The organism is Variovorax sp. UMC13, from assembly GCF_014170375.1.
In the GTDB taxonomy this organism is placed as follows: domain Bacteria; phylum Pseudomonadota; class Gammaproteobacteria; order Burkholderiales; family Burkholderiaceae_C; genus Variovorax.
Genome location: NZ_LZZW01000031.1, coordinates 156,834 through 172,146, shown reverse-complemented (window position 1 = coordinate 172,146; position 15,313 = coordinate 156,834). Strand labels below are relative to the sequence as shown.

Here is a 15,313-nt window from a genome sequence, read left to right as displayed (position 1 = left end):
TTCATTTCAGAAGGACTGCAACATGAGCATGCTCACACAAGGCACCCAGATCTACGTGCTCGCCCCCAAAGAAGAGGGCGACGGGTACGAGGTCCTCAACATCCAGTGCGCCACGGCGTTCAACCCGGGCGGCGCACCCTCCGAGCAGATCGAGGACACCTGCCTCGAGGAGACGGACGCGCGCACCTACCTGCGCGGGCTGCGCACGCCTGGCTCGGCCAGTCTGACGATCAACGCCGATCCCCGCAACGCGTCGCACGTGCGGCTGCATCAGCTCTCCGAGACCGGTGAGCAGGTCCCGCTGAAATGGGCCGTCGGCTGGTCGGATGGCAAAGGCGTGGCACCCACGGTGGCCGCCGGCGCTGGTGCGGACGATTTCGTGCTGCCGCCCGCGCGCACCTGGTTCACGTTCCAGGGCTACGTCTCGGACTTCCCGTTCGACTTCACCGGCAATGCGGTCGTGAGCACGCAGGTCGCGATCCAGCGCTCGGGCGGCTCGGCCTGGCTGCCGAAGGTGTCGCCATGAATCTCAGTGAACTCCGCGAAGCCGGTGCCTTCGTCGAGCCCGAGCCCGTCAAGGTGCCGGTCACCTGGACCCGCCAGACCGCCGATGGCGAGAAGACCAGCAAGTTCGACATCTGGGTGCGCCGCCGCGCCTTCGGCCTGATCGACAAGATCATGGCGAGTGACGGCGACCGCAGCCGGTCGTCGCAAATGATCGCGCACTGCGTCCTGCTGGGCGACGAACGCGAACCCATGACCTACGACGAGGCCTTCAGCCTGAACCCGTCGCTGGCATGGGCGATGGTCAACGCGATCAACGAGGCGAGCGCTCCAAAAAACTGACCGCCACCGATGAGGTGTGGCACGAGCTCGTGCTGCACGGCATCGGTGGCCGAACGATCGCGGAGGCCAAGACGCGGATCTCGGATCACGAGCTGCGCGCCTGGATCGCGTACAGGCAACTGCGCGGAAGCCTCAACACGGTGCGCGCCATCGAGCATGGCGCAGCGCTGGTGGCCTTCGCCACCAACCGCGCCAGCGGCGGCACTGCTGTGCTCGAGGACTTCCTTGTTGAGCGCACCCCTGTCGACGACTCGGCCGAGCTCGAGAAAGCGATGCGCGAATGGAAATGAAGTGCAGTGGATGTGCCCGTCGGGGCGAATGGATAAACAAGTGGAGAGCAATTGCATATGAACGATTCCGAGAGCGCTTTGGCCGATCAGGTGCAGCTTCTCTTGAAGGTGGTGGCCACCCAGACGGAGACGATCCAGTTGCAGGCCGAGACGATCTACCACCTGATGGGGGAGGGAGTGGAGGAGGGCGACCCGACCTTGTCGACGACCTTTCTTGACGGATCACCACGATGAGCAGCCGTAGCCTCGGCACTCTGACGCTCGAGCTGATCGCGAAGATCGGAGGGTTCGAGCAGGGGATGGACCGCGCCGCGCGCACCAGCGACCGGAGGGGCCGCGAGATTGCCAAGGCTGCCAAAGAGCGGGCGAAGGAAACCGAGCAGGCCTGGAGCAAGGTGGGCGACCTGATCGGCAAAGCCATCGCGGCGGTGACGGTCGGCGTGGTCTTTCAGAAGTTCATCTCTGAGACGCGCAACGCTGAACAGGAGCAGGTGCAGCTCGCGGCCGTACTCAAGTCCACCGGCGAGGCAGCCGGCTGGAGCCAGGACAGGCTGAACGAAATGGCCGAGTCAATGTCGAAGGCCAGCATCTTCAGCGGCGGCGACATCAACAAGGCTCAGACCACGCTGCTCGAGTTCACGGGCATCGTCGGCGACACCTACCCTAAGGCGCTGCAATATGCGGCGGACATGGCGACACGCCGCGGCATGGAAATCGGCGCGGCGGCCGAGGTCATCGGTCGCGCGCTGGACTCGCCGAAGGACGGCATGTCGGCGCTGTCGAAGCAGGGCTTCAAGTTCACCGAGGACCAGAAGGCGCTCGCCGAGCGGTTGCAGGAGACCGGTCGAACGGCCGAGGCACAGGGCAGCATCCTGGAGGCGCTGGAGACGACCTACGGCGGCGCTGCCGCCGCGGCGCGCGACACCTTTGGCGGCGCTCTATCGGCCCTGCAGAACACCATCAACGACCTGTTGACCGGCGATACCGGCAGCATGAAGAAGATGAAGGCCAGCGTCGAGGAGATGAACAGCACGCTGGCCTCGCCCGAGACCAAGGCCGCCATTCAGACGTTGATCGGCTGGATGACCGATCTGTCCACGGCGTTCGTTCGCGGGTCGGCCAACCTCATCGCCTTCATCAATGCCAAGAACAAGCTGGAACTGCTCACTGGAAGCGATGAGTTCGGGAAGCTCAGCAGCGCCGCAGCCGAGCACAGCAATCATCTCAAGATCTTGACCGAGCGCTATGAGCGCTATCAGGAGGCGTTGGCGCGCGACCCTGGCAACGAGCAGTTGATCCGCAACCTGGCGCGGACCCGCAAGAGCATCGACGAGACGCAGGCGAAGGCCCTTGCTGCGACCAAGGCGGTGAAGGAGTACGCCAACACCCAATCCCCGCTCGACCCGGGCACCCCCAAGGGCTCGGACGCCAAGGCGACCCCGCTCGATGCCACGGGCGAGGCTGCGCGCGCGAAGGCTGCGAAGGCGGCGGCCTCGGCATCGGAAGCGGCGGCGAAGAAGGCCATTGCGGCGGAGAAGGCCGAGCGGGAGAAGGCGAAGACCTTCATTCAGGGCTTGAACGATCAGATCGCTAAGACGCAAGAGCTGACCAGCGTCGAGGATGTGCTGCGCCAGATGCGCGAGGGCAAGATCGCACTCAACGACACGGAGCGCGATCGGGCGATGGGCCTGGCCACCTTGATCGACATGCAGAAGGATCTCACCAAGCAGCGGGAGCGTGACCTCGCCATGAGCAACGCGCAGACGGCTGCACAGCGCGAGTTCAACGCCGAGCTCGACCGATACGCGGCCGAGCTGCGCGGCATGGGCATGGGCACTGCGGCCCGCGAGAAGCTCGCCGGCATGAACCAGATCGGCGACAAGTACGCCGGTCAGCGTGACCGCCTCGAGGACGTGCGGCGGGAGGCGCAGCTCAAGGGTGAATGGAAGCCCGAGGCGCAGGCGCAGTACGAGCGCGAGCTCGAGCTCATCGACACGTTCCACAAGAAGTCCCTTTCCGCCTACGAGACCTACTACGCGCAGATGCGCGAGAAGCAAGGCGACTGGAACGTCGGCGCCTCGGAGGCGCTGGCCAACTATCTCGAGAGCAATCGGAACGTTGCCGCCCAGTCCGAGCAGCTGTGGAGCAATGCCTTCAGGAGCATGGAGGACGCGCTTGTCGGCTTCGTCACGACGGGAAAGCTCGACTTCAAGTCGTTGGCGAACTCGATCATCGCGGACATGGCGCGCGTCGAGGCGAAGAAATTCATGACGAAGGCGCTCGAAGGCGCGGGCGGATCTGGCGGCTGGATGAAGGCCATTGCCGGGCTCTTCGGCTTCTCCGAGGGCGGCTACACCGGCCCCGGCGGCAAACATCAGCCGGCGGGCATCGTGCACGCCGGCGAGGTTGTATGGAGCCAGAACGACGTGCGCAACGCCGGCGGCGTTGGTGTGGTGGAAGCCATGCGTCGGGGCATGCGTGGTTATGCCGACGGCGGCGTGGTGAGCAGCGGGGCAGGGCGCGTTCCCTTCCTCGATTCCGCGGGTGCCGGCGCAGGGGGCCGGGTCATCATCCAGAACTTCGCCGGCGTCGATGTCTCGAGCCGCCAAGAGCCAAACGGCGAGGGCGGTGTCGATACCGTCGTGATGCTGCGGCAACTCGAAGGCGCGATGGCCTCCAACGTCTCGGCCGGTGCCGGTCCGATGTACCGGGCCATGAGCCAGCAATTCGCACGCGCGGGAGCCCGTTGACCATGGCAGCACTACCTTCCTACGTGCGGTTCAAGCTCGCCGGCGCGAGCGAACAGCCGAGCCCGATCGTCGCGCGCAGCGAGATGGAGCGCGGCGTGCCGCGCACACGCCGAACCGCCACCGACCCGCTGATCACGCTCAGCGCAACGCTGATGTTCCGCACGGCCGCCGATGAGGCTGGATTTCGTGCCTGGTACTACAGCCCCGCCGGTGGCGGCGCCGGTGCCGCCTGGTTCGATTGGACCGACCCGCGCACGAACACCGTGCGCAGCGCGCGCTTCGTCGCGAGCTCCATGGGTGCCCTGGTGCCCCTGAAGGGCCGTTACGAGATCTGCGAGCAGGCCTGCGCCATCGAATACGTCCTGAGGACCTGAATTCATGACCACACTCACCCAAGCGGCTCGCGCGCAGCTGCAGCGCGTCGACGACCCTGACGGCCTGCTGATGCTCGTGCTGATCGATCACCCGAGCTTCGTGGGTGGCATCCGTATCGTGCAGGACACCCGCGACTGGACGATCGGCGGCACCTCTTACATCGGCCTGCCCATGAGCATCCAGCTGCCCCAGGATGTCGACCGTGAGGCGTCGCGCGCCCAACTGCGGATCGACAACGTCGGACGCGACCTGCTGGCCGAGCTCGAGGGCTTGCCGCCGGGCGCCTCGCTCGATGTGATGCTGCGCCTGGTCAGTCGCGCGGCGCCCACCGTGATCGAGTGGGAATACATGGCCGGCGCTTCGGCCGCCAGCGTCGACACCGATGCTGTCGCCTTGACGCTGGGCGATGAGGAGCTGCTGCGGCGCAACGCCGTCGCGCTGCGCTACGACCCGACCACCGCCCCGGGCATCTTTGCGGACTGACCCGCAGATGACCTTGGCACCCACGTCCCACGTTCCCATGACCCTCCCCACCCTGAGCGACGCTGAGCGCTACGTCGGCCGCGCCTACGTCGAGGGCGAGTTCGACTGTGCATCGCTCGCCGTGCTCGTGCAGCGCGAACTGTTCGGCCGCGAGATCGCATTGCCGGCGGCAGCCGATCGCGCGCGCGGTCGGCGCGGCCAGGCCCGTGACATCCGCGCCTTCCAGCCCACCCTTGCAGACCCCATCGACGCGCCGCAGACAGGCGCCGCTGTGATCTTCTGGCAGCACACCGCCCAGGGCGTGCCGCCGCTCAATCGCCTGTGGCACGTCGGCACGGTGTTCGTGCAGGCCGGCGAGGCCTGGGTGCTGCACTGCGCGAATGAAGCGCAGGGCGTCGTGCTGCAGCGGCTCGATCAGATGCTGCGCCACGGCCAGCACCTGGACGGGTTCTATGCCTGGCACGACGAGCCCAAGCACCTCGAGCTGGCGATCGCCGCGCATCCGCTGATGGGCCAGGTCGAGACCCGCACCACGCCGGCGGGCCGGACGCTGGCCGAGACGCTGGCTGCGGAGGGCGTCACTGGCTCCGGCTGGACCGTCACCGTCGGCGGCCTCGCAGTGCCTCCGGCGATGTGGTCGCGCATGCGCGTGAAGCCTGGGCACCTGATCGAGGCGCACGCGGTCGTGCGCAAGCAGGCGCTCAAGATCATCGCGATCGTGGTGCTGAGCTACTTCACCTTCGGCGCGGGCGGTCTGGGCGCCGGCGGCCTTTTCGCGGCGGGCGGCGCGATCGGCGGCGGCTTCCTGGCTGCGGCGGCCGTCTACGTCGGCGGCTCGATGATGATCAACAAGCTGCTCACGCCCAAGGCGAGCAGCGCCGGCGACCAATCCGCCAACCAGCCCCCGCCGACCTATGCACTGCAGGGCGGCCGCAACCGTGCCCGGCCTTACGAGCCCCTTGCCCTGGTGCTGGGCGAGACGAAGGCCGTCCCTGACAACGCGAATCAGCCGTTCACCTGGTTCGAGGGAGACGACCAATATCTCTCGACGATGTTCCATGCCGGCATCAACTGCGGCACGGTCTCCGACATCCGCCTCGGCGACACCGTGATCGAGGCCTACGACGGCGCGGCCGTCACGCGCTACGGCTTCCCGGACGGCAACAGCGCGCAGCCGCCGATCCTCGGCACGTCGGTCGACAGCGTGCAGGGTGGGCTGCTCGATGCTCCCACGGCCCCAGGCCCGTGGGTCACGCGCACCACCAGCGCGGGCACGGTGCAGATCGCCGTCGACCTCGAGATGAGCCTGTCGTCCATGAATGGGAAGGGCAACTACGAGGCGATCAGTGTCTGGGTCGAGGTGCAGGCCCGGCAGATCGACGGCTTCGGTGGCGCCTGGTACGCCCTTGCCGTGCCGCAGTTCTCGAACAACGGCAGCAAGCCGGTTCGCCGCACGCTCAGCTACACGATGCCGACGCCCGGCCAGTACGAGATCCGGCTGCGGAAACTCGACATCAACGCCAGCGCCGTGGGCGCGTCCAACACGGTGAGCTGGGCCGCCCTCAAGAGCTACCAGAGCGACACGGCGGACTATGGCAGCCAGCCCCGGGTGAATCTGCAGCTCAAGGCCAGCGGCCAGCTCAGCGGTGCGCCGGATGAGGTCAACTGGATCGCACGCGCGGCCGCGATGCCTTATTGGAACGGCTCGCAGTGGGTCACGGCCACCGAGCCCGGTGCTGCGGGGCTGAGCAACCCGGGCGCTCAGATCCTGATGCTGCTGCGCGGCCTCTACCGTGCGAGCGACGGCCGGCTCATCGCGGGCGCCGGGCTCTCGGACGCCCGCATCGACATCGAGAGCCTGAAGGGCTTCATGGTGCGTTGTGCCGCTAAGGGCTTCCGCTTCGATGCCTTGATCCAAGAGGCGATGAACCTGCAGGATCTGCTCGAGAGCATCGCAGCAGCGGGCCTGGGCTCGCTGTCGCGCCATTCCGGGCGCATCGGTGTCGTCTGGATGGCGGAGGACCAGCCGATCGAGGGCGTGGTGAACATGGCCTCGATGAAGGCGCGTTCGTTCACCGTGCAATACGACCTGATGGCGACGGCCGACGAGTACCAGCTCGAGTTCTTCGACGCGGAACGCGGGTGGTCCTGGCAGCCGGTGCGGGTCCAAGCACCTGGCACCGTCACGCCGCAGCGCACCAGCACGGAGAACGTGCGCGGCGTCACACGCGCGGCGCACGCCGCCGTGATGGCGCGCTTCGCGATGGGGCAGAACATCTATGGCCGCAAGTCGATCAGCTTCGAGATGGACCTCGAGCACCTGGTGTACCGGCGCGGTGCGGTACTGTCCTTGTCGCACGATCTGACCCAGTGGGGGTATGGCGGTCGAGTGGTCGCCGTGACGACGGCCGCCGGTGCGTTCACCGTCGAAGTGGACGAGCCGGTGCCCACGGTGCAGCAGCCGGGCCGCACGCTCGGCCTGCGCCTGGTGGGCGAGCAGCAGATGCGGGTCTTCAACGTCGCGAGCGTCTCCGTTGACGGTCGCGTGCTCAGCATCGCGCAAGCCTGGCCAGCCAGCGCGGCGTTACCTGGTGTCGGCGGCGCCGCGCATGACGCGCTGTGGATGTACGACTTCAAGGCCACGCCCGGCTATCGCGTGCGGGTCACCAGCATCGAGCCAGGTGACAACATGGGCGGCGCCCAAGTCACCGTGGTGCCAGAGTCGCCGGAGTTCTGGAACTACGTGCTCAACGGCACGTATGTGCCACCGCCGAACAACTCGTCGCTCGCGCAGGATCTGCCGGTCGCGATGAACCTGCGCGTGACGCGCGCGAGGGTGCGACAGGGCGAAGGGTGGGGGCACGAGCTCACGGCCACCTTCGACGTGGTGGGGCGCTTCGATCACGCGCAACTCTGGGCGGCGCCGGCTGGCAGCGCGTTGGCCCAGATCGGCGGGCCGGTGCACGGCACGCAGGTGACCTGGGCGGTGCCGTCCGATCAGGTCTGGACGGTCGAGATCCGGCCCTTCGACCCCCTGGGCCGCATGGGCACGCGGGTGTCGGTGAACTTCGTCGATCCGGCTGAAGTCGTGGCGGGGGTGACCGCCTTCACGGTGACGGTCGAGGCGACCGGCGTGGTGGCGCGTTGGAACGCACCGCAGGGCCTGGACGCGGTAGCGTGGGCGGTCACGCAGATCCGGGAGGGCACCACCTGGGAGACCGCCTCGCCGATCTTCGAGGGGCGCGTCGACAGCGCCTCTCTCGGCTGGCTCGCGGCCGGCGCTCACATCTTTTGGGCGGCACACCGCAACAGCGCGGGCGATTGGTCGGCCCCGGTGGCCGCTGCGATCCAGATTGACGCGCCGTCGCAGCCGGTGGTGACCGGCGAAGCCTGGCGCGATCAGGTTGAACTCGGATGGCAAGAGTGCACGACCACGCAGCCTCTGCGCGGCTACGAGATCCGCGTTGGCGACATCTTCGACCAGGCGGCCGTCCTGAGCTTCGTCAATGGCCTGGGCTACGTGCGGACTGAGAGCGAGCCGGCCACTCGGCTGTATTGGGTCACGGCGGTCGACCTGGCCGGCAATCGGGGTGCGCCTGGCTACAAGTCCGTCACCACGCTGCCCGGCATCACCGAGGCGCTTGATGAACTGCAGGAGGGGCTCGACGGCGTTCTCGAGAAGATCGACGGTCTGGAGACCTACGAAGGGAAATGGGGCGTGCGGGTGGTCGACGCCGACGGCAAGAAGGTCAGCGGCATCATCCTGAACAACGACGGTGAGCAGAGCGACTTCATCGTGCTGGCCGATCGCTTCGCCTGGGCCAGCGAGATCAATGGAGAGGTGAAATACCCGGTGGTCTTTGGGCAGATCAACGGAGAGGCGTCCTTTGGTTTCGCGGGGAACATGTTCCTCGACGGCGTGCTCAAGACGCGCATGCTCGAGGCCGAGGCGGTCACCGCAGACAAGATCCGGGCGAAGAGCATCACGGCAGACCAGATCAAGGCCGGCGCGATCACCGCGGACGTGGTGAACGTCGGGACCGGCCGCAACATGCTGCCCAATGCCTCGTTCACCGCGAGCCTGGACTACTTCGGCACGGCCGACACCATCGGTGGCCAGGTCTTCGGGATCGACGTCGCCGGCGCCGACTGGAAGCTGCCGAACTACGGCACGGCCACGATCCAGCAGCCGAACGCCAGCTATGCAGGCCAAGACAAGAACCTGCGATATGGGGAGATCTACTCGACCGAGATCCCGGTGCTGCCCGGCTCGCGCTATGAGTTCTCGATCTACACGGCCGCGCACCGCTGCGAGGTCTATGCCGTGGTGGGCTACAAGGACGCGGTGGGCGCGTGGATCAGCACGGGCTACGTCGAGACCAACACGAACAATGAGCAGGCCAACGGCGGGCGGGTGCTGTCGGCGTTCAAGCGGATCTCGTGCTTCTCGGTGGCCCCGCAGAACGCTGCGAATGCGGTCGTGATCCTGCGCAAAGGCCCGACCAAGCCGGGCCAGGCGAACAGCTACGGCTTCTTCACCTTGGGGTTCTTCGGTGAGGCGACAGCCTCGCAGACGGTGCTCTCGGCCTGGTCGAGCAGCGGGCAGGGCGTGAAGATCACCGCCAGCGGCATCAGCACGCCGAGCATCTCCGCGATCAGCGCCAACCTCGGGACGATCACTGCGGGTCAGATCAATCTGCAGGGCACCGACGGCACAGCGAGCTTCGTTCGCACAAACAGCAAGTGGTATGGGGACGGGCAATGGGGTTTCGTCATCGCCCGGGAAACGAACGGCGTGGTGTTTCTGGACTTCAAGGCCGGCCCCTGCACGATGTGGATGCACAGCGATGGCTCGGCAGGCTGGCAGTCGCCCGGCATCACGATGAGCAATGGCGGGTTGACCATCAGCCAGGCCAACGTCATCAACACGCTGAACGTGGCCGGAGGCGCGGTGGCGTTCTCCGAATGGACCCAGGGCAACATGAACGCTGCGATGGGAATCTCGGTGCCAAGCGGCGTGATTTTTCGTGTCCTCCTCGTGGCGCACTTTGCCGGTGCGCTTGGCCATGCCGCAGGGACACGCGGAAACGTAGTTGACTGCAGTTTGACCGGTGTCGCTCCATCCACTGTGCTCATTCAGTCGTATGCCGCAGGCGACAGCGAGGGCGGCACGAACTACGGTTCTGTGCGCTCGCCACAGACGATGACGAGTCTGATCGACCTCGGCCCCGGCTACCACACCCTCAGCGCATCCATGACGCAGCTTGGCGGTATGAGTTGCCTCATCACCTTGACTGCAAGCATCGTTAAGCGGCCCCAGTAATGCAAGCTCAGATCACATACCTCGAAGGCACCCCGCTGGAGGACGACCTACCGGTCGTCGTCGACGGCGAGCCGCACACCTCCTTCCCATTCACCGTCTACGAGGATGCGACCGGTCGAGCTCTCTTCGGCGGCACCACCATGCACATGCGCGACCTCGCACCAGAAGGCTGCATTGCCGTCGCCGAGCCATTCGTGCCGAACAGCTACCGCAAGGACGGCGTGGTGAAGTTGTACCCGGCCCAGCCCTTCGACGGCGCGACCTTCAACCATGCGACCGAGATGTGGGAGGACGGCCGCACCCTCGAGCAGGTGCAAGCGGACAAATGGACTCAGATCAAGCGCACCCGTGACTCGCTCGAGGCCACCAGCTTCCCCTACCTCGGCAAGGTGCTCGACAGCAACAGCCGCAGCGTGCAGCGCATCAATACCGCGGTGCAGGCGGCACAGGCCGCCATGCTGGCCGATGAGCCTTTCGAGATCGCCTGGACGTGCTTCGACGACACGGTGCTCAAGCTCGATGCGGTGGGAATGATCGGCATGCCGGCAGCGCTCGCGCTGTACGGCGACCAGCTGCATCAGACCTCCCGAGCGTTGCGCGCCCAGATCTACGCAGATGACGCGACGCGCGAATCCATCGCGGCGATCGCCTGGCCCGCATCTGCGACGGCGCCGCTGCCGTGAGCACGCCACAACAACCTGACCAACCCGCTACGGCGGGTTTTTTTATGCCCAAAGGGAATGCATGAAGCAAGAAATCAAAGACATCGCCGTGGAGCTCGCTGTGCGGACAGCGCCTGCGAGCGGAGTCGCCTGGTACACAGACATCAGTTGGACCACGACACTGACTTGCGTGCTGGTGGTCCTGCAGATTCTCTACCTGCTGCGCAAGTGGTGGCGCGAGGAGTCGGAGTGGGGCGTGAAGCTGCGCGACTGGGCAGAGCGCCATGGCATCACCAAACCGGCGCCGCTCGAATGAAGGCGCGCATGGCCATCGGCGCGCTGAGCCTGAGCGCGGCCGCACTCGTCGGCATCTTCGCGCGCGAGGGCTACACCGACCGCGCCGTGATCCCTACCAAGGGCGACGTGCCGACCGTGGGCTTCGGCAGCACGATAAAGGAGGGGGGCGTGCCTGTTCGCATGGGCGACACCACCAACCCCGTGCAGGCTGCGAAGCGCTCCCTGGCGCATATCCAGAAGGACGAGGGCGTCATCAGGCAGTGCGTCAAGGTGCCGCTGAGCCAGGCTGAGTACGACGTTTATGTCGATCTGGCCTACAACATCGGCGCCGGCGCGTTCTGTGGGTCGACCATCGTCAAGCGGCTCAACGCAGAGAACTATGCCGGTGCGTGCGAAGCGATCTTGATGTGGCGCTACGCCGCAGGCTTCGACTGCGCGACGCCGGGCAACAAGCGCTGCGCCGGGCTGTGGACTGACCGACAGCGGTCGCATGCCAACTGCCAGGCGGCGCAATGAAGACGCTGCTGTCGATCTGGCGCCTGGTCCTGATCGCCGTGCTGCTGGCCGCGCTGGGCCTGCAGACCGTGCGCCTGGCCAGCCGCGGCGAAGAGCTGGCCGCCGAGCGCTTCGCGCGCGCCACCGAGACCAATGACCGCAATCGCGCCGCGCTGCGCGAGTCCGAGCGTGTCGCCACCCTGCAACTCACCCACGCTGCCCAGCAGCAGGAGACCGTCCATGCCTTCGAGCAAACCATCCGCACCCTGGAAGCTGGCCGCGCTGGCGATGCTGCTCACGCTGAGCGCGTGCGCCTCCAGTTCGCCGCCACCGCCGCCCGTGATCGCGCCGCGGCCCGTAGCGACCCCGCTGCCTGCGAGCGTGTCGCAGATCGATCCGAACTCATCGCAGCCGCTGCTGCAGAGGGTGGAGAGCTACTTGCAGAAGCTCGACGTGCTCTCGCGCGGCGAGACGCCGAAATAGCCCTGCTGCTGGGCATCGTGCGCAGCGACCGTGCACTGCTCGCACCCTGAACAAGACATCGAACAGAAAGGTTCACTCAATGTCCTCTTGCTACGACTCGTGGAGGGACTTCAAGGCCGGCAGCACGTTTGCCCAGGTAGGCACGGCCGCGCTGCCACCGGGCCTCTGGTCAGCGTCCTGCCAGCTGCGCCACTTCGACACACACGAACTCATTGCGCCGCTCGAGATCGCGCTCGGCACGCCCGTGGACGGCCTTACGCCCTTCACGCTGAGTGCTGATGCCTCAGTCACCAAGGCATGGAACAGCGGCCCGATCGCGCGCCTGTTCGTCTTCGACTTTCGCTTCGTCGACCAAGACGGAAATTCTCTCAACAGCCAGACCAAAGGTCTGCGCGTCCTCCGCGCCATCACGGAACCCTCAGCATGAACCAGGTAGCAATTTCTTTCGGATCGGACAACCCGCTTGTCGTGGCCCAGTGGCAGGCGATGCTTCGCGGTCTTCGCGGGCTCAGCGCCTACGAGGTTGCCGTCAAGAATGGCTTCGTCGGCACCGAAGCGGAATGGTTGGAATCCCTCCATGGCGGGGGCTCCGGCGGAAGCGGACCCCCTGGCCTCAGTGCATATCAAGTCGCCGTGAAGAACGGCTTCGTGGGCACGGAAGCGCAGTGGCTGGCGTCCCTCGAAGGCCGGCCAGGAGTCGATTCGACCGTGCCAGGGCCGCCGGGTCTCAGTGCTTACGAGATCGCGGTCAAGAACGGCTTCGTCGGCAGTGAATCGGCCTGGGAGGCCTCTCTCATCGGACCACCTGGCCAGGACGCCCCGGGCGGCGGCGAGCGCTCGCGCGCCGATCGCGTGCTGCAGACCCTCATCAGCAAAGCCGCCTTCACGATGGGCAACAACCGATTCCGCACATCGGCGCTGCGAGACGCGCCCACGATGACGCCGGTGGGCGCGATCGAGGGCGCCATGACGCGCGGCTACAGCGCCATCACGGACGGCCCTAAGCCATGGCAGATCCTGGGCGGCGCGCCGGTGGTCGACGGCTTCGGCATCCGAGGCATCAATACTAGTTTCAAGCCGGGCGTGCAGCTCAGCATGCTCTACTGGGTCGACCAGATCATCGACGGCAACGCCTGCAATGTGATCTTGGAAAAGGGCACCCCGTACCGGCTGCTGGTCGAGGAGGACAGCGTCATGAAGTACGTGCCCGATTCGAGCATCACCCTCGCTACCGGCACCGGCCAGCAGGTGTATCGCATCGCGTTCCCGAACCCGACCGGCCCCCGCGCGCGCCGCCGCTTCTGGATCGAGTCGCCATTTTTCCAACCGGTCGAGGCCACGGCCACCGCCGGGCGCTTCGGCGGCACCTATGTCGCCAAGCAGGATCAGATCGTGCGGCCCGCGAAGCAGCTCCTGCGCGCGGTTCACATCGGGGACAGCAACATCCAAGGGGTCAACGGCCCACACGGTGGCAGCCACTCGTGCGTCATGGCCGCCCACCTCGGCATCGAAGACCACTGGATCTCGGCTATCCACACCACCGGCGAGCTGCAGGCCAACATCGGCGGCTTCGTCTGGCACGAGCGCCGCAACGACTGGCGAGACCCGAAGCCGGACATCCTGTTCTTCAATCTGTCGTGGGTCGACCGGGAAGTGGTGAAGAACGGGGAGTTCACCCTGTCGGCCGCCGTGACGCGGATCATGGGCGAGTTCAACGCCGCGCGCTTCGAGTTCCCGCAGATGCCCGTCATCGTGCTGGGCCTGCTGTGGTCGGCGGAACAGTACGCGCTGAACCCCGACATCCAGGCCTTCAATGACGCCTTCCAGGCCGCTATCGCTGCCAAGGCGGACCCGTTGCTGATCTTCGTGGACGGCGCACGCTACCCCGAAACTCCCATCACCGGGCTTGGCAAACAGGGCAGCGAGACGGGGGAGGGGAACGCCGATGTCTACCTCGGCAGCGATGGCCACTACACGCAGGCGGGTGACGAGTGGGTCGGCATCACCGGGGCCCAGAGCGTGCTGGAGAAGCTGACCGAGGCCTTCTACGGCGGCATCTCGCCACCGCCCAGCGTGGCCATCAGGCCGTCGTCTCTGACAATCACCGGCGCCCCGGGTAGCTCGGCCGCAGGCAACCTCGGCACCGTCTCCAACGGCACCGCGACCGGCATCGTGTCGGTCACGCCGGCCGTGCCGGGCGTCACGTTCTCCATGTCCGGCCAGACCCTCGTGGCGGCTGGCACCTTCCCCTCGACCGCCGGCACCTACCAAACGGCCATCGTGGTCGGCACCTCGGCGGGTAATGTGACGTTCAACCTGGTCGCGAACGTCGTGGCTGCAGGCCCATCGATCAATCCGGCCTCGGCAGATGTCGCGGCCAGGGCGAATGAAGCGATCGACGTGCTCCTGACCACGGTGTCGGGTGGAACGCTGACCGGCATTACCGGCGCCCTGCCGGCGGGACTGAGCTACACGCGCAGCGGCCAGGAGGTGCGGCTCACAGGCACGCCCTCGGCCCCAGCTGCACAGTCTGCGCGCGCGGCGGTCATCGCCACGTCGACCGGCAACATCACGCTCAACTGGAGCCTGACGATCGGCGCAGCCGCGGCCGATGAACGGACAGTCGCGGAGCTGCGATTCGAGGGGACGCAGGGCTCGCAGGTCATCACCAACTCGGCGACCGGGCCGGGCGCGCTGACGTTCTCGATCCCCAGCGGGGCAACTTGGATCAGCACCGGCCTCGGCGTGAAGGAAGGTCTGCGCGCGCTGCAGCGCCGCGATCCGGGCTTCAGCGACCCGGGCGTTGTGTCGACCGAAACGCTGACGCTGAACGGAAAATTCTTCTGGGGCGGCTGGGCCGTGCATGACGGCAATGGGTGCGTGTTCGCGCTCGGCGACTACAACGGCGCCAGCTATCTCGACATCGAGATCAACGGCGAGAAGCTGGAGGTCTACCGCCAGCAAAGCGCCGTGGGCGGCGATCAGTTGATCGAAGCCTCTGCCGCCGGCTGGCCTGCCAACACGCCGGGCTATCTCTCGCTGAGCCGCGACGACGCCAACACGCTCGCCCTCGGCCTGAACGGCATCGCGCTGGCAACTCGCACAAACGTCACGGACGTGTTCACCGGTCGCTTCGGCATCCTGAACCAGCCCGAGAACCCAGGCTATGGCCTGCAGGGCGGGTGGGCTGACCTGTGCAAGGTCATCGTCGGGGGCAGCGGGCCGGCCTTCCCCTTCATGCCGCCGACAACATGAGGCCTGGGTTCGTTGAGCCTGACCAGTCCGCCGTGTAGCCCCTGGCGCTTCGGC

General features: G+C 66.6%; 14 protein-coding genes. All 14 read left to right on the top strand.

Features of this window, described 5'->3' with window-relative positions:
• The first annotated feature begins 22 nt into the window (after positions 1 to 22).
• The 14 genes from A9977_RS25830 to A9977_RS25765 all read left to right on the top strand — a co-directional run bounded on the left by A9977_RS25830 (position 23) and on the right by A9977_RS25765 (position 15,259).
• Positions 23 to 526 (top strand): phage tail tube protein, encoded by a 504-nt coding sequence (locus A9977_RS25830; RefSeq protein WP_183027654.1) that lies wholly within the window; start codon positions 23 to 25, stop codon positions 524 to 526.
• On the top strand, positions 523 to 846 hold the full coding sequence (locus tag A9977_RS25825) for a phage tail assembly chaperone family protein, TAC (RefSeq protein ID WP_183027653.1): 324 nt from the start codon (positions 523 to 525) through the stop codon (positions 844 to 846). The genes A9977_RS25830 and A9977_RS25825 overlap by 4 nt, the downstream gene beginning before the upstream one ends.
• Positions 798 to 1,136, top strand: a complete 339-nt coding sequence (locus tag A9977_RS25820; RefSeq protein WP_220812080.1) for a hypothetical protein — start codon at positions 798 to 800, stop codon at positions 1,134 to 1,136. The genes A9977_RS25825 and A9977_RS25820 overlap by 49 nt, the downstream gene beginning before the upstream one ends.
• A 57-nt stretch (positions 1,137 to 1,193) precedes the next feature.
• Positions 1,194 to 1,370, top strand: coding sequence for a hypothetical protein (locus A9977_RS25815; protein ID WP_183027652.1), 177 nt, complete (start codon positions 1,194 to 1,196; stop codon positions 1,368 to 1,370).
• Complete coding sequence (locus A9977_RS25810; protein WP_183027651.1) at positions 1,367 to 3,886, top strand: phage tail tape measure protein; 2,520 nt, start codon at positions 1,367 to 1,369, stop codon at positions 3,884 to 3,886. The genes A9977_RS25815 and A9977_RS25810 overlap by 4 nt, the downstream gene beginning before the upstream one ends.
• Before the next feature lie 2 nt (positions 3,887 to 3,888).
• Positions 3,889 to 4,260 (top strand): hypothetical protein, encoded by a 372-nt coding sequence (locus tag A9977_RS25805; protein WP_183027650.1) that lies wholly within the window; start codon positions 3,889 to 3,891, stop codon positions 4,258 to 4,260.
• 4 nt (positions 4,261 to 4,264) lie between these two features.
• Positions 4,265 to 4,744, top strand: coding sequence for a DUF1833 family protein (locus A9977_RS25800; RefSeq protein WP_183027649.1), 480 nt, complete (start codon positions 4,265 to 4,267; stop codon positions 4,742 to 4,744).
• 37 nt (positions 4,745 to 4,781) lie between these two features.
• Entirely contained in the window at positions 4,782 to 10,067 is a 5,286-nt protein-coding gene (locus tag A9977_RS25795) for a host specificity factor TipJ family phage tail protein (RefSeq protein WP_183027648.1), read from the top strand.
• Positions 10,067 to 10,750, top strand: a complete 684-nt coding sequence (locus tag A9977_RS25790) for a DUF4376 domain-containing protein (protein WP_183027647.1) — start codon at positions 10,067 to 10,069, stop codon at positions 10,748 to 10,750. Before A9977_RS25795 ends, A9977_RS25790 begins: the two co-directional genes overlap by 1 nt.
• 61 nt (positions 10,751 to 10,811) lie before the next feature.
• Complete coding sequence (locus tag A9977_RS25785) at positions 10,812 to 11,045, top strand: hypothetical protein (RefSeq protein ID WP_183027646.1); 234 nt, start codon at positions 10,812 to 10,814, stop codon at positions 11,043 to 11,045.
• 8 nt (positions 11,046 to 11,053) lie between these two features.
• Entirely contained in the window at positions 11,054 to 11,542 is a 489-nt protein-coding gene (locus tag A9977_RS25780) for a lysozyme (protein ID WP_259652146.1), read from the top strand.
• Positions 11,539 to 12,054 carry a hypothetical protein gene (locus tag A9977_RS25775; RefSeq protein WP_183027644.1) on the top strand — a complete coding sequence of 172 codons (516 nt, stop codon included), beginning with the start codon at positions 11,539 to 11,541 and terminating at the stop codon, positions 12,052 to 12,054. Before A9977_RS25780 ends, A9977_RS25775 begins: the two co-directional genes overlap by 4 nt.
• Before the next feature lie 29 nt (positions 12,055 to 12,083).
• Positions 12,084 to 12,431 carry a hypothetical protein gene (locus tag A9977_RS25770; RefSeq protein WP_183027643.1) on the top strand — a complete coding sequence of 116 codons (348 nt, stop codon included), beginning with the start codon at positions 12,084 to 12,086 and terminating at the stop codon, positions 12,429 to 12,431.
• Positions 12,428 to 15,259, top strand: coding sequence for a hypothetical protein (locus A9977_RS25765; RefSeq protein ID WP_183027642.1), 2,832 nt, complete (start codon positions 12,428 to 12,430; stop codon positions 15,257 to 15,259). Before A9977_RS25770 ends, A9977_RS25765 begins: the two co-directional genes overlap by 4 nt.
• The last annotated feature ends 54 nt before the right edge of the window (positions 15,260 to 15,313 follow it).

Excerpts from the sequence above, each read along its gene's own strand:
- A9977_RS25830 (WP_183027654.1), top strand. The coding sequence starts at position 23 with ATGAGCATGCTCACACAAGGCACCCAGATCTACGTGCTCGCCCCCAAA.
- A9977_RS25825 (WP_183027653.1), top strand. The coding sequence starts at position 523 with ATGAATCTCAGTGAACTCCGCGAAGCCGGTGCCTTCGTCGAGCCCGAG.
- A9977_RS25820 (WP_220812080.1), top strand. The coding sequence starts at position 798 with ATGGGCGATGGTCAACGCGATCAACGAGGCGAGCGCTCCAAAAAACTG.
- A9977_RS25815 (WP_183027652.1), top strand. The coding sequence starts at position 1,194 with ATGAACGATTCCGAGAGCGCTTTGGCCGATCAGGTGCAGCTTCTCTTG.
- A9977_RS25810 (WP_183027651.1), top strand. The coding sequence starts at position 1,367 with ATGAGCAGCCGTAGCCTCGGCACTCTGACGCTCGAGCTGATCGCGAAG.
- A9977_RS25805 (WP_183027650.1), top strand. The coding sequence starts at position 3,889 with ATGGCAGCACTACCTTCCTACGTGCGGTTCAAGCTCGCCGGCGCGAGC.
- A9977_RS25800 (WP_183027649.1), top strand. The coding sequence starts at position 4,265 with ATGACCACACTCACCCAAGCGGCTCGCGCGCAGCTGCAGCGCGTCGAC.
- A9977_RS25795 (WP_183027648.1), top strand. The coding sequence starts at position 4,782 with ATGACCCTCCCCACCCTGAGCGACGCTGAGCGCTACGTCGGCCGCGCC.
- A9977_RS25790 (WP_183027647.1), top strand. The coding sequence starts at position 10,067 with ATGCAAGCTCAGATCACATACCTCGAAGGCACCCCGCTGGAGGACGAC.
- A9977_RS25785 (WP_183027646.1), top strand. The coding sequence starts at position 10,812 with ATGAAGCAAGAAATCAAAGACATCGCCGTGGAGCTCGCTGTGCGGACA.
- A9977_RS25780 (WP_259652146.1), top strand. The coding sequence starts at position 11,054 with ATGGCCATCGGCGCGCTGAGCCTGAGCGCGGCCGCACTCGTCGGCATC.
- A9977_RS25775 (WP_183027644.1), top strand. The coding sequence starts at position 11,539 with ATGAAGACGCTGCTGTCGATCTGGCGCCTGGTCCTGATCGCCGTGCTG.
- A9977_RS25770 (WP_183027643.1), top strand. The coding sequence starts at position 12,084 with ATGTCCTCTTGCTACGACTCGTGGAGGGACTTCAAGGCCGGCAGCACG.
- A9977_RS25765 (WP_183027642.1), top strand. The coding sequence starts at position 12,428 with ATGAACCAGGTAGCAATTTCTTTCGGATCGGACAACCCGCTTGTCGTG.